We start from the raw sequence: 22,814 nt of genomic DNA on the forward strand, positions 1-22,814 counted from the left end.
AAGCGAAGTTACCAGATAGAAGGTAACTCCGCTTGAAAATTTATGTATTAATAAAGGTATTTATTCTGAGGTCTCACTGCCTTCTTCAGGATCAACAGTCGTGCCATCCTCCCCTTCTTCCGATGATTCGGGGATTTCAGCTACAATTTTGTTGCCCTCTTCATCCAGTACAGGATTCCCTTCTTCATCCAATACGTAAACCGTATCGTCTTCCTCATGGTCCACTTTGGCTACAGAAGCAATTTCATCCTTTCCTTTCAGGTTAATCAGGCGAACACCTTGAGTGGCACGTCCCATTACCCGTAGATCTTCACAAGCCATCCGAATGGTGATTCCAGACTTGTTAATGATCATTAGGTCATTTTCGTCGCTTACCAGCTTCAAGGCAATCAGCTTACCGGTTTTGTCGGTAATGTTCAGGGTCTTCACCCCTTTACCACCCCGGTTTGTGATTCGGTAGTCATCTACAGCAGAGCGCTTACCATATCCTTTCTCAGACACTACAAGAACGGTCTCTTCCGGATTGTTGTTGATAATGATCATACCAATCACCCGGTCGTCGTCGTGTGCCAGGGTAACCCCTCTTACTCCCATTGAATTTCGACCTACTGATCTTACCTTATCTTCTGGGAAGTGAATAGCGCGACCACTTTCCAGTGCCATCATAATATGGCTCTTTCCATTGGTCAAACGTGCTTCGATCAACTTATCATCTTCACGAACATTGATGGCGATAATACCGTTGCTTCGTGGACGAGAATAAGCTTCCAAAGAAGTTTTCTTAATGATACCTTTCTCCGTACACATCACAATGTAGTGATCCTTCACGAAGTCTTCGTCCTTCAGGTTCTCCACATCGTTGTAAGCCAAAATCTTATCCTGAGACTCAATGTTGATCAGGTTTTGAATGGCTCTACCTTTCGAGGTTTTGTTTCCTTCCGGAATTTCGAATACCCGCATCCAGAAACACTTACCGCTATCGGTAAAGATGAGCAAATAGTTATGGGTATTGGAAATGAAAATATGCTCCAGGAAGTCACGGTCACGAGTGGTACTACCTCTCGATCCTACTCCACCACGAGCTTGAGTTTGGTATTCACTTAACTTGGTGCGTTTGATGTAACCGGCATGAGAAATGGTTACCACCACACGCTCATTAGGAATCATGTCTTCGATGCTCAAGTCAGCAGAAGAGTACTCAATTTCTGAGCGACGGTCATCCGCATACTTCTCTTTTACTTCGATCAATTCATCCTTAATGATCTTCATACGAATAGCCTCGTCACCCAAAATGTCTTTCAACCATTGGATGTGCTTCATTAACTCTTCGTATTCTTCTCTCAGTTTGTCTCTTTCAAGTCCGGTAAGCTTTTGCAACCTCATGTCCAGAATGGCACGAGCCTGAATTTCGCTCAACTCAAACTTCTCCATTAAGCCGGTACGGGCATCTTCTGGAGTTTTGGATCCACGAATAAGGGCAATTACCTCATCCAGGTTATCCAAAGCAATCATCAAACCTTGCAGAATGTGAGCTCTTTCTTCCGCTTTACGTAGTTCGTATTCCGTGCGGCGTACGACTACTTCATGGCGGTGCTCAACAAACAACTCGATCATTTCCTTCAGGTTCAACAACTGAGGTCGACCTTTAACAAGGGCAATGTTATTTACTGAGAATGAAGATTGTAGCGCGGTGTGCTTGAACAGGTTATTCAATACCACATTTGGAATTGCATCACGTTTTAGTTCGTATACGATACGCATCCCTTTACGGTCAGACTCATCGCGAACATCCGAGATGCCTTCAATCTTCTTATCATTAATCAGGTCAGCGGTTTTGGAAATCATTTCCGCCTTGTTCACCATGTAAGGGATCTCACTTACTACGATGCGCTCCCGACCTGATTTTGTTTCTTCAAACTCCGCTCTACCGCGAATAACAATACGACCTTTCCCGGTTTCGAAAGCACTTCTTACCCCTTCGTATCCGTAAATGATCCCGCCTGTAGGAAAGTCAGGAGCTTTTACGTGGGTAATCAATTCTTCAATAGGAATATCGTTGTTGTCGATGTAAGACGTGATTCCGTCAATACACTCACCCAGGTTATGTGGGGCCATGTTAGTGGCCATACCTACGGCAATACCACTGGCTCCGTTTACCAACAAGTTGGGAATACGGGTAGGTAGCACTGTAGGCTCTTCCAGGGAGTCATCGAAGTTGAGGGAGAAATCTACCGTTTCTTTATCGATATCAGCGAGCATCTCCTCCGCAATTTTGCGAAGACGGGCCTCGGTGTATCGCATGGCAGCAGGGCTATCACCATCTACCGAACCAAAGTTACCCTGTCCGTCGACTAAAGGATAACGCAGCGACCAGTCCTGAGCCATCCGCACCATGGTGTCGTAAACTGAGGTGTCACCGTGTGGGTGATACTTACCCAGTACTTCCCCGACGATACGGGCAGATTTCTTATAAGGTCTATTGGAGAGAACACCCAGTTCCTGCATTCCAAACAATACCCTGCGGTGTACCGGCTTAAATCCGTCACGCACATCTGGCAGTGCCCGGGAAACAATAACCGACATCGAATAGTCGATGTAGGCTGCTTTCATTTCCTCCTCAATATTGACCCGAATTATTTTTTCTCCGTCAGCCATATGATTTTCAGCGTTTTAGTAAATTGTAAAACGGGCGTTAAGCCCGCATTAAATCGGTAATCGAAAATAGACCGTTTACCCCTTATAAATAGTAGGTTTTCAGTCGCTTTTATTAACAAAAAACGGTGTATAAAAAGGGTTTTATTAACAACCGTTGCCAAAGTGTCAGCAAGTAATTTTGGATATGCTGAAATATTGGCTATTTTGCGACTATTGGAACCATTCTTGATAATGGTTCTTCCAACACTAGAAAGAACACTTATATGGATACGAATTTTTCACCCCGCGTCAAAGACGTAATTACCTTCTCCCGAGAAGAAGCGCTCCGATTGGGTCACGACTACATCGGCACTGAGCATTTTCTCCTGGGTCTGATACGTGAAGGCGAAGGGGTCGCTATACGCATACTTCAAAATCTTAATGTGGATCTGATGGAGTTGCGAAAATCGGTGGAAAACAGCATTACACCGTTGGGGAATAAATCGAAACTGCCGAACAACGGCAATATACCGCTGGTAAAACAGGCTGAAAAGACTTTAAAGGTAACTTACCTCCAGGCAAAGCTTTTTAAGAGCTCTATCATCGGTACAGAGCATTTGCTCCTCTCTATTCTTAAAGATGAAAACAACATTGCCTGCCAGGCATTAAGTCAATTTAATGTGGATTACGAAGTAGTACGTGAAGAACTGGAGCTGATGCTCTCAGAAAAGAACAAAGACATAAAGGCTGCCGGAGAATTTCCGGGTAGCGCTGAAGAGGATGATGACGAACAAAGATACCGAGGCAGCAGCGGAGGCTCTTCCCGTGGAGCATCTTCGGGTTCTGTCAAATCAAAAACCCCGGTATTGGACAACTTTGGTCGCGACTTGACCAAAATGGCCGAAGATGGAAAACTTGACCCCATCGTTGGACGTGAAAAAGAAATTGAGCGTGTTTCTCAAATTCTGAGTCGTCGTAAAAAGAACAACCCGATGCTCATTGGTGAGCCAGGTGTTGGTAAGTCAGCCATTGCGGAAGGTTTGGCGCTGCGTATTGTTCAGCGTAAAGTATCGCGTGTATTGTTCAATAAACGGGTGGTTACTCTTGACTTGGCTTCTTTGGTAGCTGGAACGAAATACCGTGGTCAGTTTGAAGAACGTATGAAAGCGGTAATGAATGAATTGGAGAAATCGAGAGATGTAATCCTGTTCATCGATGAGATCCATACTATCGTTGGAGCTGGCGGTGCCAGTGGTTCTTTGGATGCCTCCAACATGTTTAAGCCTGCATTGGCCCGAGGCGAGATTCAATGTATCGGTGCCACTACTCTGGATGAGTACCGAACCAATATTGAAAAGGACGGAGCACTTGAAAGACGTTTCCAGAAAGTATTGGTTGAGCCTACTACTATTGATGAAACGATTCAGATTCTAAACAACATTAAAGAGCGTTACGAGGATCACCATAATGTACATTTTACAGATGATGCCATTAAGGCCTGTGTAACACTTACTGAAAGATACATTTCTGACCGCTTCCTACCAGACAAGGCCATTGATGCCCTGGATGAAGCTGGCTCAAGAGTTCACATCACCAACATCAAGGTTCCTAAGGAAATCATTGATTTGGAGAAAAAGGTAGAAGTAGCCAAAGAAGAGAAAAACCAAGTGGTGCGTTCTCAGAAATACGAAGAGGCTGCTGAACTACGTGATGTGGAGCGTCGCCTGCAAGAAGAATTGGAAGCGGCTAAGCAGAAGTGGGAAGAAAATTCCCGTAACCACCGCGAAACGGTAAGCGATGAAAACGTGGCTGAAGTGGTCGCTATGATGACTGGAGTTCCGGTTCAGCGAATTGCTCAGAAAGAAAGTGCTCGCTTGTCTCAGATGTCTGAACAGTTAGAAGGTTCGGTGATTGGCCAAGATGAGGCCATTCGCAAGGTGACTCGTGCGATTCAGCGTAACCGCGCCGGATTGAAGGATCCATCCAAGCCGATTGGTTCTTTTATTTTCCTTGGGCCTACCGGGGTTGGTAAAACTCAATTGGCTAAAGAGTTGGCTAAATTCCTATTTGATAAAGAAGACAACCTCATTCGTATCGATATGAGTGAGTACATGGAGAAATTTGCCGTTTCTCGCTTAGTAGGAGCGCCTCCTGGATACGTTGGATACGAGGAAGGTGGACAATTGACCGAAAAGGTAAGACGTCGCCCCTACTCTGTTGTATTGCTCGATGAAATTGAAAAAGCCCACCCCGATGTGTTCAACTTGCTGCTTCAAGTATTGGATGACGGTATTGTTACTGATTCTTTGGGAAGACGGGTGGATTTCCGCAACACCATTGTGATCATGACATCCAATATTGGTACTCGTCAGTTGAAAGACTTCGGCCAAGGTGTTGGATTCTCCACCACGGCTAAGCAAGAAGGTGCTGAGGAACACAGCAGAAGTGTATTGCAAAACGCATTGAAAAAGGCTTTTGCTCCAGAATTCCTAAACCGTATCGACGATGTAGTCTTGTTCAATACATTGAGCAAAGAAGACATCTTCAAGATTATTGACATTGAATTGAAGAACTTGTACTCTCGTGTGGAGAACATGGGCTACAAAATCAAGTTGACCGATCCGGCGAAGGAATATATTGCTGAACGTGGTTATGATCAGCAATTTGGTGCTCGCCCATTGAAGCGTGCCATCCAGAAATACCTGGAAGATCCTATGGCTGAAGAAATTATTAACTCTAACCTAAATGAAGGTGACACACTTGAGGTTACTTTAAATAAGGATAAAAACGAGTTGGTAGTGAAGGTTAAAAAAGGTCGTAAGCCTGCCGAAGCCAAGGGAAATACCAAGAAAAAGGATGAATCCAATGGCGAAGAAAAAGCAGATGATAAATCATAAAGATCAAAGCGGTTATTGGTAATTTAACCTGATCAATAAAAATTAAAAAGGATCCCCGATGATTGAATTCGTCGGGGATTTTTTTTGGCTCAATAGGAGCCTATTTAATCGTGTTTAGGATCAACTCTAAGTTTAAAACGCTAGCCTGATGATTACCTGAACGAGTAGGCTTACTTCCTACAATCCCTATTGTTTGCTAACTTTGGAGGCAAATCCAATCATGAAAAACCTCACCTACTGCATCTTATTGATCGTATTAATCTTGTTGGGTTGCAATCCGGAAAGGAAGGATGTGACCGTGGTTAAGGGGGTAGTAAGAAGTGATATCTATGATCTTCCGTTGAAAAATGCGACGGTGTCCATTGGCTACCTTACCGTACTCGGATCCAATTATAAGGAGGTAGATCGAGCCCAAACGAATGAAAATGGCGAATATGAATTGCAGTTCAATAAACGGTTGAACCGATCGCAATACTACATTCAGTTTTTCTACAATGGTGAGTGGTGTAAGGATACTGAAAGCGAATTGTTGGACCTGAATTTCCAAGAGGAGAATCATTTGGATTTTGAAATGATCTGCTCCCCTACCTATTTAACAATGCATATGGAAGCCACCTTAAAGAGTGATGCGTTTAAATACATCGCCATTCAAGGTGGTGATACCATCGCTCGTGCAGCTCATTTTATTTATCCCCATCATTCGCATGAATCCTTCATCAGAAAAAGATTATTGGTGGCTCCCTATGATTCCGTTTGGATCGAAATTCAATACCGTGATTACACTGGAGAAATAACAACAAAAACCTACGATATACTCTGCGATCCAGAAGATGATCTATATGTTTATTTCCAGAGTTAACAGCTGGATGACTGATGGCTAAAAGCTTAAGACCATACCGTTTTGTTTTTTTATCTCTTTGCCTGATAATTCTCGGGGGCTGTATGGGTAAGCGAAATAAAACCACACGTATTGAGGGTGTTTTGATAGATTCACAGTACGAGCAACCTATTCCCAATACTCAGGTTACGATTGAATATCACGAATGGCTATTTGGCAACTGGATTGAAGAAGATGTATCCAGAACTGACGAAAATGGTCGGTTTAAACTGGAGTTTAAGAAGCGCCATGACAAGTACAATTACTATATAGGTGTTGGCCCTCACTCCAGGTGTGGTTTTAATCGGGTTCATGTTGATCTCGATTTTCAAGAGGAGAATTACAAAGAGGTATCTGTTAGCTGTGATCGCATTTATATGGAACTCAAAATGGAACCATCGGATCCAAAGGATGCCGTAAGACCAGTCATACGATTACAAGGTGACACTTTGCTTGCTTATCAAGAATATGTAAGTCCGGCGAAATTGGGAGAACCTTTAATCAAAGAGATAGTTCATGTCATTCCTTATGAAACGGTTTTTGTTGATGTGTTTCAAATAGATGCCAATAGCGGGGATACCACCCATTACTTTTACGAGAAATTCTGCGATCCCAATAAGTCCATTTCCATTCATCATACGAAATGATGGCCATTCATACCAAAGTGGTAAACGGGAAATTCTCAGATTCATATCAGCTTAAATCTATTCGGATATAGATTCAATCTTCCACTTGAACCAAGCTATTTTTAATCGCAAAAATGACCAAGCCAGCGGTATTCTTCGTTCCGGCTTTACTTAGAAGGTTCTTCTTATGTCCTTCTACGGTTCGTGGACTGATGTAGAGCTTTTCTGCGATTTCGGTAGCTGTATGTTCCTTGCATATCAGTTTAAGTACATCTAACTCTCTATCCGTAAAGGATACGTTGAATCGGGTGTAGGACTTTTTGCGCTCCCTGTGCATAATACCGTTACGCATGATTTCACTGATGTAGTTGTTGTAGTAAAAACCGGTTTCAATGACTGATATAATGGCCTTTTCCACTTCCTGGGGCGATGCATTTTTAAGCAGGTATCCACTGATTCCGGATTCAATCATTTTCAAAATCAGCCTTTCATTGCTGTACATAGAAAGCATGATAATCTTGACTGATGGGTAACATTTCATGATTTCCTGGGCTGCATCCTGTCCATTTATTTCAGGCATCTCAAGATCCAGAAGCACTACATCCGGCGGACGCTCAGTTCGCTCTAACAATTCTAACAGTTCCCTCCCATTAGAAACACTCTCTATCGATTCCAACCACTGCGATTTTGCCGATAGTAGTGAAACCAGTCCCTTTCTAAATAGCAGGTGATCATCGGCAATAACCAAATTGATCTGTTTCATGACGTTTAGTTTAAGTTTTTAACATGGTGGTGACTACCTCTGTACCATTTCCCAATCCGGATAGAAACTGCACATTAGCCCCTATCATTCTGGCTCGGTTCTCAATATTTTGGAGTCCAAGACTATGTCCGTTGCGTTGTTCTAGGCTGAATCCCCTACCGTCGTCTTTCACTTTGAGGGAAAACTTGCCGTCCTGCCCTACCCCCATTTCCACCAGGATCTGGTTGGCTTCAGCATGTTTTACGGCGTTGTTTAAGCTCTCTTGTACAATTCGGTAAAGAGAAAGCTCCACTCGGTACTCCATTCTTGGAATGAGTCCGACGGTATGGAAGTAAATGTCTAAGTCTTCGGAGCGGTTGAGTTCCTCAATCAAATGGCTGACAGCTTCACTTAGACCAATTTCTTTAAACTCTGTAGGCAGTAGATTACGAGCGGTTTTCCGGATGTCGGAGATGATCTCATCAATCATGTTGTTGGTGGAATAAACCGAGTCCCGAATGAATCCCTGATCTTGGGAGTGGTTGAGCAGTTCATACAACCTGAATTTGACCACTGACAAGGACACTCCGAAATTGTCATGTAAATCTCTGGCGATACGTTTCCGCTCCTCTTCCTGAACCTGAATGTTACTATGGATGAGGGTTTCTTTGTGGTTGATGTCCTGCTTGTGAAGATCCAATTGCTGCCGCATGACCTTCTTTTGATAGATAACCAGAAAAACAATGAGAGAGACTGCCAGCATGAACATTCCGAACATGCCGGTGAAAATCATGAAATATATTCGGTATTCCTCCGCACTTTCCATAGGCCAATTGATATAAGCAACAAATAGATCACATAAAAAATGGCATGGACTCCCCAAAATACGGTGGCCCATTCACGCTTCATGTTCACCACATAGTTACTGAAGACAAATAGAAAGAAGCTTCCCGAAAAATAGAGCAACACTGCAGAATTGATCCAGAACTCGGGCGTTTGTTCAAGCCTTACTATCCGCGCTTCACGGATAAATTTATAAAATAATAGCAGGGAAAAGAATATCAGAAGGATACTTTCGAGTGCACGGGCATTGCTGTTGTTCTCATAAATGTGCTGAAAGAAGAAACTATTTACCAGGGAATAGCCAAAAAAGAACAGGATAATAAGGATTAAAACCCGGGGTGAAAGCATGGGCTTAAGTCGCCAGTAGAAATAGAGACTGAGCATCAAAAATTCGAGGTTGGTATAGACGTGAAGTATAGGCAGGTTGTTGATTTTTTCCTTCCATAACAAATGGGCTATCAGTGCAGTAACCGCTGATACTACCATTAACCAAGAAAGCCACCTCAAGGGTTTATCCAGGCGTCCGTATAGGACCCAGGACAACCCTAAAGGCAGTAGTACAAAGAGCGGAGCAATCGATATGACTCCACTAAGCCATTGACTCAATTGCATAAGGTGGTTGAATTTTTAATTGAGCATTAGAAAATCATAAAGACTGGCAAGGATCTTCATGGTTTAAAACATGATTTGGTGCGCAGGTCGGAGGGCAAGGTTGTGCAAAATCGTAAACCCTGCTATTGGTTTCTGTACCGGTTAGATCATAATCGGCCTGATCCACTCCAACGGCAAACACCGATTGTTTCCCCTGATCATCTTCACCAAAGTAGATTCGGATGTAAGCCACATTGGGTTCTGAGAGTAAATGCTCAAAATCGGACTTGTCGAATCGAAAAGCTTTGGGTTCATTGGGGCGGTTGCACTGCCATTTTTTAGTTTGGCTCACAGCTAACGATAGCGGTACTTCTCCATTGATAATGCCACTCATAATGTTGTTAAGATTTTAATTGATAATGTTAGAAAAGCTTCTAAAGGTACAACCCGCCTCCGGTGGATTCAAGGGCTGTTATACAGGCAACTTAATGGCTGAGTTCTAAGGTCTTAAAAATCAACAATCTGAAATCTAAGAAGGGTATACAAACCCGTATAAATACCTGTATGATCAAGTATAAATAACAGAGTCTGAATAATTAATCTCCAATCGTGAATCTTCAATTTAGAGCAAAGCGATCACCGTAAGTAATCTCAAGTTCTTAGTATTCAGAATTCAAAATTGGAAATTGAAGAAGGTTCAAGAATGAAGATTCAAAAAGCGATCACTTCTTCCCTCTCCACTCGTCCACATATCCTTTGGCTACTTCTACGAAATGTTGTTCGGTTTCTTGTAATCCCATCGGGCTAACGCCTCCTGCGGCATTCAGGTGACCTCCACCGCTGAAATAGCGTCTGGAGAATTGATTGACATCCAGGTTGCCCTTGCTACGAAAAGACATTTTGACTCCCTCCTCCATTTCTTTCATGATGCAGGCAAAACGAATGCCTGAAACGGACAAAGCATAGTTCACAAATCCTTCGGTGTCTCCAGGTTTGTAGTGATAGGTGTTCATTTCTTCCAGAGAAAGAGTAATGTAGGCCAGAGAAAAATCCCGGTTTACCTTCAACTTTTTGCCCAAAACATAACCCAGTAATCGAATTCTGGAGAGTGAATTGTTATCGTAGATCTTGTTGTATACCTTACTAATGTTGAGTCCGGTGTCAATGAGACGCGCAACAATTTCGTGCGTTCTGGCCGATGTAGAAGGAAAACGAAACGATCCCGAATCGGTCAAGATACCTGAGTATAAACATTCGGCGGCCTCTACGTTTAAGAGATGGTCGTATTCAGCCGCTTCAATGAGCTCGTAAACCAATTGGGCAGTAGAACAGGATTCGATATCATGAACGGCATAGGTGTAGAAATCGGAAGGTTCCCGGTGATGATCCACCAAAATCTTGGGTGCCTTGGCATGTGCCACTTCTGAACCAAACTCTTCTCCAATACGGTGTAAAGCGTTAAAGTCCAGGGTGAAAATCAAGTCCGCCTTGGTCAGCGCTTCTCGAACATCATTTCCATGTAAATCAAAGCGAAGTATATCCTTTTGCCCTGGCATCCACTGAAGAAACTGTGGGAAGGCATCAGGAACGGTTACGGTAACCTCTTTATCTAATGCCCTTAGCACATGGGCAAGCCCTAAGGATGAACCAATGGCGTCTCCGTCAGGAGATTTGTGTGATATAATGACAATCTGCTGGGCTTCTTGAATAGCCTCCTTGATTTCTGCGTATTGAAAAGTGCTCACTTACTGGTAATCGTTATTAGCCGTCAAAGATAGGCCAATAAACGCCGTTATTCCAGATATAGTGCCCGTTTAACAGCTTTGGTTTTAGTGGATAAGGATCATCCAATTGATAAAGTACTTGGTTTTTAGTTGAGTCGGGTGTGAAAATAAACTTAAGATTAAAGTTTGTTAGCGTAAGATTGACGGATTAAGCTAATTTTGCAGCCAAATTTTGAAAACGAATTAAACGATATCTATCATGTCAGGAAACAGAACCTTCACCATGATTAAGCCTGAGGCTGTAGCCAAAGGAAATACTGGAGCCATTTTAGAAAGAATCAACGCAGCTGGTTTTCGCATCGTAGCGATGAAAAAGACTCAACTTTCTAAAGCAGAGGCTGGAGAATTTTATGCTGTACACAGCGAGCGTCCATTCTACGGCGAGTTGGTAGACTACATGTCTTCTTCTCCAATCGTTGCAGCTATCCTTGAGAAAGACAACGCTGTACTTTCTTTCCGCGAACTAATTGGTGCTACTGATCCAGCTGAGGCTGCTGAAGGAACCATCCGTAAAGAGTTTGCTGAAAGCAAGGCTCAAAACGCTGTTCACGGCTCTGACTCTGACGAAAACGCGCAAATCGAAGGTGGCTTCTTCTTCTCTAAAAGAGAGCAGTTTTAAGTTTACTTTAAGATAACATTGAACAAACCTCCATCCCATTTGTATTGGGCTTTGGAGGTTTTTTTTTGCGAATTTGCCTCCTTTTATTCTATTTTAGCCCTTTAAAACACAACTATTCCCCCGCATTTACATGACTGGGATTACGGAGATTAGATTAACAACAAAAACTTAATGTATGAAGAAATTACTATTTGCTTTAGCGATCGGAGCCATCTTTACCTTGGTTTCATGTGGAAAATGTAAAGATGTTGATTGTCAAAACGGGGAACCTGTAACTCAGCCGACGGAAACTGCGAGTGTACTGATTTCTATACTGGAGATCGCTGCGCTGACGAACTAAGATCTACTTATATCGGAACCTATGCAGGCTCCATTACTCTTGCCATTGCTGGTAGCTCGAACACAGAGAGCAGAGACTTTGCAGTAGAGAAAAACGGAAGCAGTGTTCAAAATCTTAAAATTGAAATTGACACATCTGCTAACACTTACATCTACATCCGTTTGGATGATGCTACTTCTCGTTATACCGTAACGGGTGATAACGATCCAGCATTTGACTGGACTGGTTCTGGAACTATTAACTCTACTTCCATGACCGCTAACCTGGCTACAACAAGCTTTTTGGGAGCTATTTCAGTTTCCGTAACAGGTACGAAAAAATAGGACTAAGTCCTCATTCATAGTAATCCGGCTTCCTCCAAAGGGGCCGGATTTTTTTTGCCCTAATTTGAGGTGGATTCCGTTTGCGGAAGTTGCTTTTTGACTGCTTGGCGAACATACCACCAAGTAACTGAAGCCGACAGCACATCGGCTACTGGAAAGGAATACCAGATTCCATCAATTCCCCAAATCAAGGGAAAGATACTGACCAATGGAATGAGAAAGAAGCCTTGTTTAGTTAGCGTAAGCAGCAAGGCTGGCACCGCTTTGCCAATGGCCTGAAAATAGGCCGACCCTATTAATTGAACAGCTACCAAAGGCACGGCCAGGAAAACCATTCTCATGGCAAAGGGGGCCGAATTTAAAAGTTCTTCGTCTTGTGTAAACGCGGCTGTTATCCAGGGAGCAAATGCCAGAATGAGCAAGAAGATTAGAAAACATACTCCCGTTCCATAGCGGTATGCCACAGAAATGGCCTCCTTTACTCTATCCCAGTTTTTGGCCCCATAATTATACCCCGCAATGGGAAGAAATCCCTGTACTACACCAATAACTGGAAAGAGAGCAAACAAAGAAATCCGATTGATTACTCCATAGATGGCTATGCCCATTTCACCGCCATAGGAAAACAGCGAATGATTTAAAACCACGGTGAGTAAACTAACCGACCCCTGCCTGGCCAGGGTGATGGAACCAATAGAAAAAAGCTCTTTTAAGATGGATAAATCCGGAATAAGGGATTTCCAATAGAACTTCATTTCGGTCCATTTACTGAAAAAGAACAAACAGGTGTAGCCGGCAGAAAATAGATAAGATATCAAGGTAGCCCAGGCGGCTCCTTTTAAGCCCATGTCTAACCAGATGATAAAAATGGGATCTAAAATGATATTGATAATCGCTGGAATGATCAGTGTATACATGGCCCAGCGAGCTTTTCCTTCCGCCCGAATAACGTTGTTGGCCATCATGGCCCAAGCCAGAAAGGGTATGCCAGGAACTAATATTTCGAAATAGTCTTGGGCATAGGGCAAAATTTCTCCATGGCCTCCAAACAGTTGGAGAATGGGGGCATCGTACCAGGAGCTAATAAACACCACCACCAAGGACAGGGAAAGGGTGAATCCAATTTGATTGCCAAAGGTGTGGTAGGCTTTCTCCCGATTGCCCGAACCCAGGGCCCTTGAAATAATGGAGGCCCCTCCTACTCCAACGGCCATACCTATGGATGAAATTAGAAAGGTTAGCGGCATAACTACCGTAATGGCAGCAATACCCAAAGAACCCACCCAATGCCCCACGTAAATGGTGTCTACGATGGAGTAAATCGACATGACCAGAAATCCGACGGATGCTGGTACAGCCTGCTTAAGAAGTAAACGTCCGATATCGAGTTGACCGAGCTCCCCTGAAGTGTCTTTCATACGAGGGGGCAATGTTACAACTAATTTGAATCAAGTGAGAGAGGCGCACGGATGCTCAGGAAGGGCTATAAAAATGAAAAGCGGAAATTCACAAGGAACTTCCGCTTTATCACGTGCGATTCGGATTAATAATTCTGTTTCTCTATTGGGCTGTACCTAAGAAATTGGAAGAGGTTGGGATAAAAATGAAAAAAAGGGAAAAGAAAAATTAGAAGCCGAACAAATATCCAATCGTAACTACATGATCGTCAGCCCCTCCAAGGATGTAATGGTATTCCAAAAAAAAGGTACTTGGTCCTGTTTCCAGAAACCCGCCTGCTCCAAGTTTGGCTCCATGCCAGGTTTGATTGGAAGACTCGCCGGTTTGTTGTTTGGTAATTCTCTCAGAAAAAAAGCTGTATCCTCCCGATCCATATACTCCGGCAAAATCTGAAGTGTACAACATTCCATGCACCACAAAATTGATTTCGAAGGCATCATGATCCTCGTTTTGGAAACTGCCAGAATGGGTTCTTTTTAAAAACTTGGTAAACTCAGGTCCGGCTCTCAGGTGATCACCCAAGCGAAGGTAGGCTCGTCCATTAATGCCCGAAGTGTTTAGCTTTAAAGCATAGTTTAATCCGCCGCCAATCTGAATTTTAGGTGAATTTTGAGCCATGCCGGAAACACCAATAAAGAGAAGTAAACCAACCAGGAGTCGCGATATTGGGTTCATCCTGGCAAGGTAGTGTTTTTCCAGACCACAAATTGCCTCTTGCACCGAGGGTGTCAAATAATCTATTTTTAACCCCGTTAATTCCAAACTATGCGAATCTCTCAGTTCTTATTTGTTGTTATTCTCCTTTCTGGAATGCAGGCCTTTGCCCAAAAGGGTCAGTGGTCTTTGGGATTGGATCTGTCCAGCACTTTTGCCAATGGATTAAGCAGTGAAACTGAGGATACGGAGAATGGAACAACCTACCACTCCAGCCTTTTGGGTGGTGTATACTTAAGTGACCGATTGTTTATTCAGTTTGGTGGTCGTTATAAATACACGGAATTCCTCAAGCAAAACACCAGCGGGAAACGGGTACTGCAACAAACGGATTTGGAGGTACCTCTTCTACTCACCTATTACATTGTAGATCCCGAGGTTTCCTTTCGCCCTTATTTTCAAACGGGTCTTGGCTGGACCGTGCACACCAATGAAAAATGGATATTAAACAGCTTGACAACGGATAGCTTGATATCCGAAAAGTTTGCCTCGGATAATGGATTTGGTCCGGAGGATTTTGACTGGACTCTTTACTTTGGATTCGGAGCTGCCCATACCTTCGAAGAAATGCATGAAGTAAGGATGCTTATATTCGGTTCCTACGAGTTTGATCGTGCCTTTCGGGCAGGTTTGGCCTTCGAATACAACTTCCTTTTTCCCAGAAGGCGTAAGAAGTAAAGGGCAGGCAACCAGGATCGACAGTTCGCTCAACTTCTAATTTTCCAACAGAAATAAATGAAAAGAGCGCCCTCCGGTGAGAAAGGCGCTCTTGCTCTTAAACGTGATAACCCGATGAACTTAGGGGGCTACTACTTCGCCGTCCCAAGTCATCATACCACCTAACAGGTTAAAGGTGGTAAATCCTTTGCCCGACAGATACTGGCAGGCTTGTCCACTGCGATTCCCACTTCGGCAGTAAACGTAGTAGTTCTTGTTTCGGTCCCACTTTTCGGTTTCTTCCATAAAGCGTTGACCGTTCATGATATCGAGTTGAATGGCTCCAGGCTGAATTCCCTCAGAGCACTCTCCAGGAGTTCTAACATCTACGATTACCGCTTGGGAATCGTTGCTCAATTTCTCCTTCCATTCAACAGGTGTAATGTTTTCCATTTCAAACAGTTTTAGAGGTTTCTCAAGGTTTGCCAAGGTCCGGCATTGTAAGCCGTAATTCCTTTCGAAGTCAACATCGATTTCGCTTGTGCAGCTCTGGCTCCCGATCGACATACGAGGATGACTTCCTTGTTTTTAACCTTTTTCAAATTGGACAGTAGGGTTTGCAAGGGAATGTTGATACTCCCTTTTACATGTCCGGATTTATATTCTTGTGGCGTTCTAACGTCGACTATAAGGGCCCCATTCTCTACTAGGCCCTTATAGTCAACTCTTCCACCCAATAACAGATCTTTCAGTGTTCCAAATAATCCCATGGTAGTGAGTTTAAAGTGTGCTTGGACAAACGTATTCGCTTACCGGTGCATCGGTGTTTTTGATGGCCGAAAAACCGCCCAATACATCAATGATTCCGTGAATTCCTCGTGACTTAAGTAAGGAGTTGGCAATCATCGAACGATATCCTCCGGCGCAGTACAGGTAGCGCTTTCCTTCTACTCCTTGGTATTCGGAGAGGTAATCGTTCAAGTAATCCAAGGGTGTGTTATTCGCATCGATGACGTGTTCAGACTGGTACTCCCCTGTTTTGCGAACATCATAAATCACGGGTTTTTCGTCTTTGAGTAGGGCTGCAAATTCCTCCGCACTAATTCCTTCCACTGAATCCACTTCTTTTCCTGCATCTTGCCAGGCGTCCAATCCTCCATCCAGGTATCCAATCACGTTGTCGAAACCAACTCTGGATAACCGGATGATAGTTTCATTGAGACGGTTTTCTGGCGTGATAAGTAGAATAGGCTGTTCCACATCCCGAATCATAGCTCCCACCCATGGAGCAAAATTCCCGTCAATTCCAATGAAAATGGAGTTTGGCACATGAACCTGAGCAAAATCATTCTGGTGTCTAACATCCAGAACTACAGCTCCTGTTTCATTTGCAGCCAACTCAAAGGCTTCTGGTGACAAGGCTTGATTTCCAGTCTCGATTACTTCATCCACATCGGCATAACCCTCTTTATTCAGCTTAACGTTAAAGGGGAAGTAAGCGGGAGGTGGTAACAAACCATCGGTCACTTCTTTTATAAATTCATCTCGGGTCATGTCGGCACGTAGAGCGTAATTCGTCTCTTTTTGTTCGCCTAACAATCCCACCGTTTCTTTACTCATGTTTTTTCCACAGGCAGATCCTGCACCATGACCTGGATAAACGATTACTTCATCCGGAAGGGTCATAATTTTGTTTCTCAAACTGTCGAATAAAATTCCTGCCAGTTCTTCCTGAGTCATGCTCGCGGCCTTTTGAGCCAAATCTGGTCTTCCTACATCTCCAAGAAACAAGGTGTCGCCACTAAACATGGAGTGAGGATTACCATTTTCATCCTGCAGCAAGAAAGTGGTACTTTCCATGGTATGCCCGGGCGTGTGAATAACCTTAATGGATACATTCCCAAGTTCAAATACCTGACCATCTTCAGCTACCAGGCTTTCAAATTTAGGAGCAGCCAAAGGTCCATATACTACGGGTGCTCCGGTTTTCTCGGCCAAGGTTACGTGTCCACTTACAAAGTCAGCGTGGAAGTGAGTTTCAAAAATGTATTTGATCTTAGCTCCCCTTGATTCGGCCAAGTCCATATAAGGTTGTACCTCTCGCAAGGGATCAACGATAGCTGCTTCTCCATTGCTTTCGATGTAATAAGCACCTTGTGCTAAACATCCGGTATATATCTGTTCTACTTTCATGTGTTATTTTCAAATTACAAGGCAAATGTATCGTGGCTCTGTTTCCTGCACAGCGACAAATGTTACACAAGCACTTAGCAGATGTTAAAACCCGCCTATTTTCGGCTTGCGGGCATTCGAAAACGAATGATCAGGGAGGAAATGAGGGTGAGCACACCAATGCTCATGATAGCAAAGCTAAGGCCAAAGGCATCTGCTATAATTCCGGAAAGCAAAGCACCGATGGCATAGCCCAAATCACGCCAAAGTCTGAATACACCAATGCTCTCCGCTCGTTGCTGCGCTGAAGTGTATTGAGCTATTGCCGCCAAAAAAGTGGGATAAACCAATGCGGTACCCAAACCCAATAAAACGGAAACAGTGATCAAGGTGGCCATAGATTGCAAGGATGGAATCAGTAGTATGGCCAAACCTTGCACCAGCATGCCCCAAAAGAGTAAGCTCTTTTTATTAAAGAGGTCGGCCATTTTTCCGGTAAACAGCTGCCCTATTCCCCACACGGCTGGATATATGGCCGTAATCAAGCCTACATCATCGGTGGAATAGCTCATAGAAAGCAACCAAATTGGAAGGAGACCCCAAATCATACCATCGTTTAGGTTATTAACCATTCCAGCCTGGGTAATGGAACTCAAGGCTTTGTCAGAAAAGGTGGTATTGATAAAGACATGATCCAGTTCTTCCTTGTCGTCTTGGGTGGTTTCGAGCTTTACGTGGTGATGGGTGTCTTTAACCCAAAGAATAGCCAGTAAGAAACCTATTACTGCGATGGCCAATCCCAGGTAAAAAGGATAGGGAGTTACTCCATATTCATGGGCGATATAGGCAGAAAGAAAAGCAACGAGTCCTACTGCGAGGTAACCAGCAAATTCATTGAGTCCCATGGCCAAGCCGCGATCCTTCTCTCCTACCAGGTCAATTTTCATCACCACCGTGCTGCTCCAGGCCAATCCTTGACTGGCTCCTAATAGAATGTTGGCCATAATGATCAGGTACCAATAAGGAGCGCTCATGAGAATGAGCGGTACAGGAATAGCCAAGGCCATACCTATAATTAGGAGGTTTCTTCTCCCCCATTTATTAGCCAGTTTTCCGGTAAAATAGTTGGCTAATGCCTTGGTTACCCCGAAAGCTATAATGAAGGTAAGAATTGCTGTATGGGACTTAATTCCAAACTCTGATTCGGCAAATTCCGGAAAGATCGATCGTTCAAGCCCTACCATTCCACCTACAAAGGCATTGACGATAACAAGTAAAGTAAACTGCTTCCAGTTCTCCTTTAGACCAAGTACAATTTCCGATTTTGTCATAGAATTACAGCGAAGCAAAGAAAGGTAATGCCTCTTAAAAACGGTAGTTCACCACCAAGTTGTGATTGAACATATTCACCTTGTTTAATACAAGCTTTGGATTGTCATAGGTATCGCCCAGAGCCCGTTTCCAGGTAGTAAGCCATTCGATGACCAATCCTTTTTTATCCGATCGGGTAAAGTAAAATAGATCCAGGTTGAGTTGGTCGTTGGCGGGAAAGGCGTACTTGTTGTTATCGAAGTTCAACGCATCAGGACGGTAATACTGCCCATATCCGATTTTAGCCACCAGGGCCCCTGCTTTTTTGAAGGTTAATGTTCGTTGTACATCCACCATCCAGGCATGGGTATTGGATACGCCTTCTAAGCGTTCTCTTTTTTGAAACACAAACAAGAACTCTCTACCCCATTCTCTAGGAAAAAGGAACCGGCCATCATTGGTTACGTAATTGTAATTACCCGAGACTCTCCATTTTTTGTTCCATTTCAATTCATATTGGGCTCCAATCACGTTGGCTTGGGCATCGTGAACATAGGCCTTAGCCGGATCAGAATTACCGCCCTGATTCATTTTGGATTGATTCAGGTACTGTGCCGAAACGGTGTGTTTCACTTTAGCCACTTCCTTGGACACATAAGCCTGGATAAATGCGGTGTTGTAAATATTATCGACGTAGTAATTCCAGAATTTGGCGCCCACTTTTTTGCCTTTGTATTCGATAGAAGCGATACCCAGACCCATGGACGACAGGGAATTTCGGTACTGAGCCAAACTGCCATCCGGGTTTCTTCCTTGCGGGTAACTTCCTATGCTTTGCCCTACAGGCATAAAATCTGAAGTGCTTCGGGCTCCGATATGGGTAATCCAGGCCAGCCGAGCGAAAAGTGTTTTCTTTTTGGATTGGTAATCATACCAAATCCCCTGTTCAAGCGTAGGAATCATTCGACCATCTTCTGGATTTAGAAAAGGCGTTTTTAATTGAAATCGCCCCACCTGAACAAAATGTCCTTTGAGGCGATAGGATAAATAGGCCTCTCCCAGTAAGGTGATTTCCGTCCGGCTTAAATCGTTCACATCAAACAAGCCCGATTCATACCTGCTGTAGCGCCCTGTTGTTGGATCCGTGGCTGTGATGTCGCTAATTTTAAGGTTGGAACTGTGATGCACGGCAGCACCAATTTTGAATCCATAAAATGAAGACGTTTCATATTTGAGCTTACCACCTGTGGCCAAGGCATTCCAATCCTTTAAGTCTCCCTCATTGTCGGTAGCCATAAAGAAGGTTCTCCAATAGCCTGAGGCTTTACCCCCGATCACCGAATGGTATAAAGAGTCCTTTTGCGACCAAGCAGTAAAACCATTGATTAGGAAAACAAACAGAATGAGATGGCGGAATCGTGTCATTTGGATTTCTTCAGGTTAAAGTTCTTTTCATGGTAGGCCATGATTTCTGGAAAAGGACCATATTGGTGCTGCTCCTGGCTAAAATGATCCGGAAATGGGCCATAGGGCGTGGATACCGGCTTTTGCTTCAAATCAGGAAAGTCTTTTTCAAGTCCACTCTTTTTGGGGTGCTTTAAGCTGTTGATATAACCCGCTAAGTCATAAGCTTCTTCATCCGATAAGATGGGATTCTCTGAAGTAGCCCCGAGTGGCATGTTAGCCTTTAGGAACCGAGCTGCCGTTAGCACCCGATGCATTCCTGCCCCATTGTTGTAGGTGTCATCACCGGCAAGAGGTGGAAAACTGTATTGGTTCTCACCGGAGGAAACTCCCTGGCCCTCTGAACCATGGCAAGAAGCACACTTCTGGGCAAATAGATCCTTACCCTTATGAAGGTCCACTTTACGGTTGGGAATTTTTACTTCGGCAAATCCACGGCCCTGGACCGAAACAGTGGAAGGAACATCCTTGCTCAGCCACTCCATATAGGCTACTATGGCTTTTAACTCTTTACTTTCAGGCGGAAATTTCCGTCCATTCATACTCCGCTCCATACAGCCATTAACTCGCTGATGCAAGTCAGCCACCTGGTCTTCTCGACTCATGTATTTGGGATAGCGATTGGCTATTCCCACAAAAGGAGCGGCATGTGGTTTTGTTCCTCCATCCAAATGGCAGTTTTTGCAAGACAGATTGTTGCCTGCATAAACCTTCGTTGGATCGGGATTTGCTGGACCAATGAATGAACTCGTATTCATTACGATATCGTGTCCATATCGGATTAATGCATCTGCTCCGTTATGCCCCAAGCCATCAATCGAAAAATTGGCATCAAAAGCAGGAAACGGACTTTCTTTTTTATTAGGAGTTTGGCTCGTCATTTTCTTATCAGACCCTGGTTCCGGTTCTGATTCCAGTGTAACTTGCTGACTGAAATAGGCGAGCAAAGCCAGGTTTCCGGCCGCCAGAATAACGATAATCTTGACCAAGGCAATCACCTTGCCGGTCATTTTCAGAACGAGCTTCTCCTCTGTTGTTTGTGTGTTATTTTCCATTTCATGGGGTTTATGCGGTTTCTAATGAAATGGGTGGAAGATCAGAATGCTTTAGATTTTCCAGGGCCTCTGGAAGATTCCTAAAGGTTTGGAATCCGTCTAAGTCATACATTCCGGAATGGGCGAATATATCTCTCACCGGGCCAATGGCTCCGGTCATGATCAACCTTTGGTTTTGTGCTCTAAGGTCTTTGACCAACTGCTTCAGCATTTCTAAAGAGGTAGAATCAATGTAGTTAATGGTACCAGCATCAATTAATACCGCTTGAAGATCATCTCCTTTATGTCGGGCTTTTTCGAGCAGATTTTCTTTGAAGTAGTTGGCATTGGCGAAATAGAGTTGCGAATCGAATCGCATGATAAGGAAACGAGGGTCCTGCTCTACTTCTTCAAAACGATCAATGTTTTTGTAAAGTGGACTTCCAGGCATTTTCCCCAATACCGCAAAGTGAGGCTTTACGGTGCGATAGACCAATAAAACCAGAGACACCAGCACACCTAATAAGATCCCTTCTTTAATGCCCACGGTAAGGGTGATCAGAAAGGTAAAAATCAAAAGACCGAATTCATCCTTTCGGGTTTTCCAGAGAGATACTGGATACTTAAAATCAATCAATCCAAAAACAGCCACCATAATAATGGAAGCGAGAATCGCCTTAGGCAAGTAGTAAAATAAGGGGGTAAAGAATAACAAAGTCAATCCTACCACCACCGCACTAATAACAGCCGCAACTCCTGTTTTAGCACCAGCTTGGTCATTGACCGCAGTTCGCGAAAAACCACCAGTGGTAGGATAGGATTGAAAAAAGGATCCTACAATATTGGATGTGCCTAAGGCAATGAGCTCTTGGTTTGCATCCACTTTGTATTCGGTATGTTTTTGTTCCACCGCTTTAGCCACTGAAATGGCCTCCATAAAGGCGATAAGCGCTAAAGTCATGGCAATGGGAATGAGCTCGGATAAATGCTCGGTGTCGAGCAAAGGCATGCTAAAAACGGGAAAGCCTGTAGGAATCTCCCCTACAATCCCCACTCCTACTTCGGTAAGATTCAAGAAACTAACGGACACGGTTCCCAGAATAACGACCAATAAAGCTGCTGGGACTTTTGGTGCATATTTTTTGGTGAGCTTAATCACAGCGATGCCCCCAATCCGATAACCAGGGTTAGCCAATGGATCTGGTCCAATTTCAGAATCGCGTCATATAGTAAGAGATGAATCTGGTTGTTTCGTTCAATATCGGCTCCCAACAGGTGCTTCAATTGATTTAAACCAATTATGAGGGCAGCCGCAGAAGTAAATCCGCTAATCACAGGCTTGGATAGAAAATTAACCAGGAAGCCGAGCTTAAACAATCCCATGGCCAATTGAAGGACTCCCATCATAAAAGCCAGAGTAATGGCCAAGAGAATGTAGTTTTCAGAACCTGCTGCGGCAATAACGGTCAATCCGCTCGCCACCAAAAGAGAATCCATAGCCACAGGTCCCACGGCCAGCTGGCGAGAAGTACCCAGTATGGCGTAGATAATTTGAGGAATCAATGCGGCATACAGTCCGTAAACGGGCGGTAATCCGGCAATCATAGCATAGGCCATCCCTTGTGGGATGAGCATGATACCTACGGTTAACCCCGCCGGTAAATCGCCCTGAAACTGGGCCTTTCCGTAACCCTTGATCCAGGATAGTATGGGAAGAAATCGATTCAT

General features: G+C 43.9%; 20 protein-coding genes and 1 pseudogene. 6 read left to right on the forward strand and 15 right to left on the reverse strand.

Translation table 11 applies throughout. From position 1 onward, the window contains the following. Window positions 1–60: 60 nt before the first annotated feature. Window positions 61–2,655, reverse strand: a complete 2,595-nt coding sequence (gene gyrA / locus KFE98_17830; protein ID UTW61851.1) for a DNA gyrase subunit A — start codon at window positions 2,653–2,655, stop codon at window positions 61–63. A gap of 263 nt (window positions 2,656–2,918) precedes the next feature. Here gyrA and KFE98_17835 point away from each other — a divergent pair, with 263 nt between their 5' ends. The 3 genes from KFE98_17835 (at window position 2,919) to KFE98_17845 (ending at window position 7,055) form a co-directional block, all read left to right on the forward strand. Beyond that, window positions 2,919–5,531 (forward strand): ATP-dependent Clp protease ATP-binding subunit, encoded by a 2,613-nt coding sequence (locus tag KFE98_17835; protein UTW61852.1) that lies wholly within the window; start codon window positions 2,919–2,921, stop codon window positions 5,529–5,531. Window positions 5,532–5,751: 220 nt separating this feature from the next. Next, window positions 5,752–6,390, forward strand: coding sequence for a hypothetical protein (locus KFE98_17840; GenBank protein ID UTW61853.1), 639 nt, complete (start codon window positions 5,752–5,754; stop codon window positions 6,388–6,390). A gap of 83 nt (window positions 6,391–6,473) precedes the next feature. After that, complete coding sequence (locus KFE98_17845) at window positions 6,474–7,055, forward strand: hypothetical protein (GenBank protein UTW61854.1); 582 nt, start codon at window positions 6,474–6,476, stop codon at window positions 7,053–7,055. A gap of 73 nt (window positions 7,056–7,128) precedes the next feature. Here KFE98_17845 and KFE98_17850 read toward each other — a convergent pair whose 3' ends face one another. The 5 genes from KFE98_17850 to KFE98_17870 form a co-directional block, all read right to left on the reverse strand. Continuing rightward, the gene (locus KFE98_17850; protein UTW61855.1) at window positions 7,129–7,797 is read right to left on the reverse strand and encodes a response regulator transcription factor; all 669 of its coding nucleotides are present in this window, start codon (window positions 7,795–7,797) and stop codon (window positions 7,129–7,131) included. Window positions 7,798–7,807: 10 nt separating this feature from the next. Then, a complete protein-coding gene (locus KFE98_17855; GenBank protein UTW61856.1) occupies window positions 7,808–8,602 on the reverse strand; it encodes a sensor histidine kinase in 795 nt (264 codons plus the stop codon). After that, window positions 8,566–9,231 (reverse strand): hypothetical protein, encoded by a 666-nt coding sequence (locus KFE98_17860; GenBank protein ID UTW61857.1) that lies wholly within the window; start codon window positions 9,229–9,231, stop codon window positions 8,566–8,568. Before KFE98_17860 ends, KFE98_17855 begins: the two co-directional genes overlap by 37 nt. Before the next feature lie 34 nt (window positions 9,232–9,265). Further along, window positions 9,266–9,604 carry a hypothetical protein gene (locus KFE98_17865; protein UTW61858.1) on the reverse strand — a complete coding sequence of 113 codons (339 nt, stop codon included), beginning with the start codon at window positions 9,602–9,604 and terminating at the stop codon, window positions 9,266–9,268. A 328-nt stretch (window positions 9,605–9,932) separates the two neighbouring features. Continuing rightward, complete coding sequence (locus KFE98_17870) at window positions 9,933–10,955, reverse strand: bifunctional oligoribonuclease/PAP phosphatase NrnA (GenBank protein ID UTW61859.1); 1,023 nt, start codon at window positions 10,953–10,955, stop codon at window positions 9,933–9,935. 238 nt (window positions 10,956–11,193) lie between these two features. Here KFE98_17870 and KFE98_17875 point away from each other — a divergent pair, with 238 nt between their 5' ends. Together KFE98_17875 and KFE98_17880 are read left to right on the forward strand one after the other, a co-directional pair. Then, window positions 11,194–11,613, forward strand: coding sequence for a nucleoside-diphosphate kinase (locus KFE98_17875; protein ID UTW61860.1), 420 nt, complete (start codon window positions 11,194–11,196; stop codon window positions 11,611–11,613). Between the two features lie 252 nt (window positions 11,614–11,865). Beyond that, window positions 11,866–12,276, forward strand: coding sequence for a hypothetical protein (locus KFE98_17880; protein ID UTW61861.1), 411 nt, complete (start codon window positions 11,866–11,868; stop codon window positions 12,274–12,276). A 59-nt stretch (window positions 12,277–12,335) separates the two neighbouring features. On the opposite strand, the gene KFE98_17885 is transcribed toward KFE98_17880, so the two are convergent. Both KFE98_17885 and KFE98_17890 read right to left on the reverse strand, forming a co-directional pair. Next, a complete protein-coding gene (locus KFE98_17885) occupies window positions 12,336–13,694 on the reverse strand; it encodes an MATE family efflux transporter (protein ID UTW61862.1) in 1,359 nt (452 codons plus the stop codon). A 208-nt stretch (window positions 13,695–13,902) separates the two neighbouring features. Next, window positions 13,903–14,409 carry a hypothetical protein gene (locus KFE98_17890; GenBank protein ID UTW61863.1) on the reverse strand — a complete coding sequence of 169 codons (507 nt, stop codon included), beginning with the start codon at window positions 14,407–14,409 and terminating at the stop codon, window positions 13,903–13,905. 90 nt (window positions 14,410–14,499) lie between these two features. Here KFE98_17890 and KFE98_17895 point away from each other — a divergent pair, with 90 nt between their 5' ends. Next, window positions 14,500–15,126 (forward strand): outer membrane beta-barrel protein, encoded by a 627-nt coding sequence (locus KFE98_17895; GenBank protein UTW61864.1) that lies wholly within the window; start codon window positions 14,500–14,502, stop codon window positions 15,124–15,126. A gap of 120 nt (window positions 15,127–15,246) precedes the next feature. Here KFE98_17895 and KFE98_17900 read toward each other — a convergent pair whose 3' ends face one another. From KFE98_17900 to KFE98_17930, 7 genes and pseudogenes are all read right to left on the reverse strand, one after another. Next, window positions 15,247–15,558 (reverse strand): rhodanese-like domain-containing protein, encoded by a 312-nt coding sequence (locus KFE98_17900; protein ID UTW61865.1) that lies wholly within the window; start codon window positions 15,556–15,558, stop codon window positions 15,247–15,249. Window positions 15,559–15,569: 11 nt separating this feature from the next. Further along, window positions 15,570–15,875, reverse strand: coding sequence for a rhodanese-like domain-containing protein (locus KFE98_17905; protein UTW61866.1), 306 nt, complete (start codon window positions 15,873–15,875; stop codon window positions 15,570–15,572). Window positions 15,876–15,885: 10 nt separating this feature from the next. Continuing rightward, window positions 15,886–17,298: an MBL fold metallo-hydrolase gene (locus tag KFE98_17910; GenBank protein UTW61867.1), complete on the reverse strand. Its 1,413-nt coding sequence runs from the start codon at window positions 17,296–17,298 to the stop codon at window positions 15,886–15,888. Window positions 17,299–17,393: 95 nt separating this feature from the next. Continuing rightward, complete coding sequence (locus KFE98_17915; protein UTW61868.1) at window positions 17,394–18,608, reverse strand: MFS transporter; 1,215 nt, start codon at window positions 18,606–18,608, stop codon at window positions 17,394–17,396. Between the two features lie 34 nt (window positions 18,609–18,642). Next, complete coding sequence (locus KFE98_17920; protein ID UTW61869.1) at window positions 18,643–20,013, reverse strand: hypothetical protein; 1,371 nt, start codon at window positions 20,011–20,013, stop codon at window positions 18,643–18,645. Beyond that, window positions 20,010–21,107 (reverse strand): c-type cytochrome, encoded by a 1,098-nt coding sequence (locus KFE98_17925; protein UTW61870.1) that lies wholly within the window; start codon window positions 21,105–21,107, stop codon window positions 20,010–20,012. Before KFE98_17925 ends, KFE98_17920 begins: the two co-directional genes overlap by 4 nt. Window positions 21,108–21,117: 10 nt before the next feature. Beyond that, window positions 21,118–22,814 (reverse strand): annotated as a pseudogene (locus KFE98_17930) (solute carrier family 26 protein).

Source organism: bacterium SCSIO 12741, from assembly GCA_024398055.1.
In the GTDB taxonomy this organism is placed as follows: domain Bacteria; phylum Bacteroidota; class Bacteroidia; order Flavobacteriales_G; family Salibacteraceae; genus SCSIO-12741.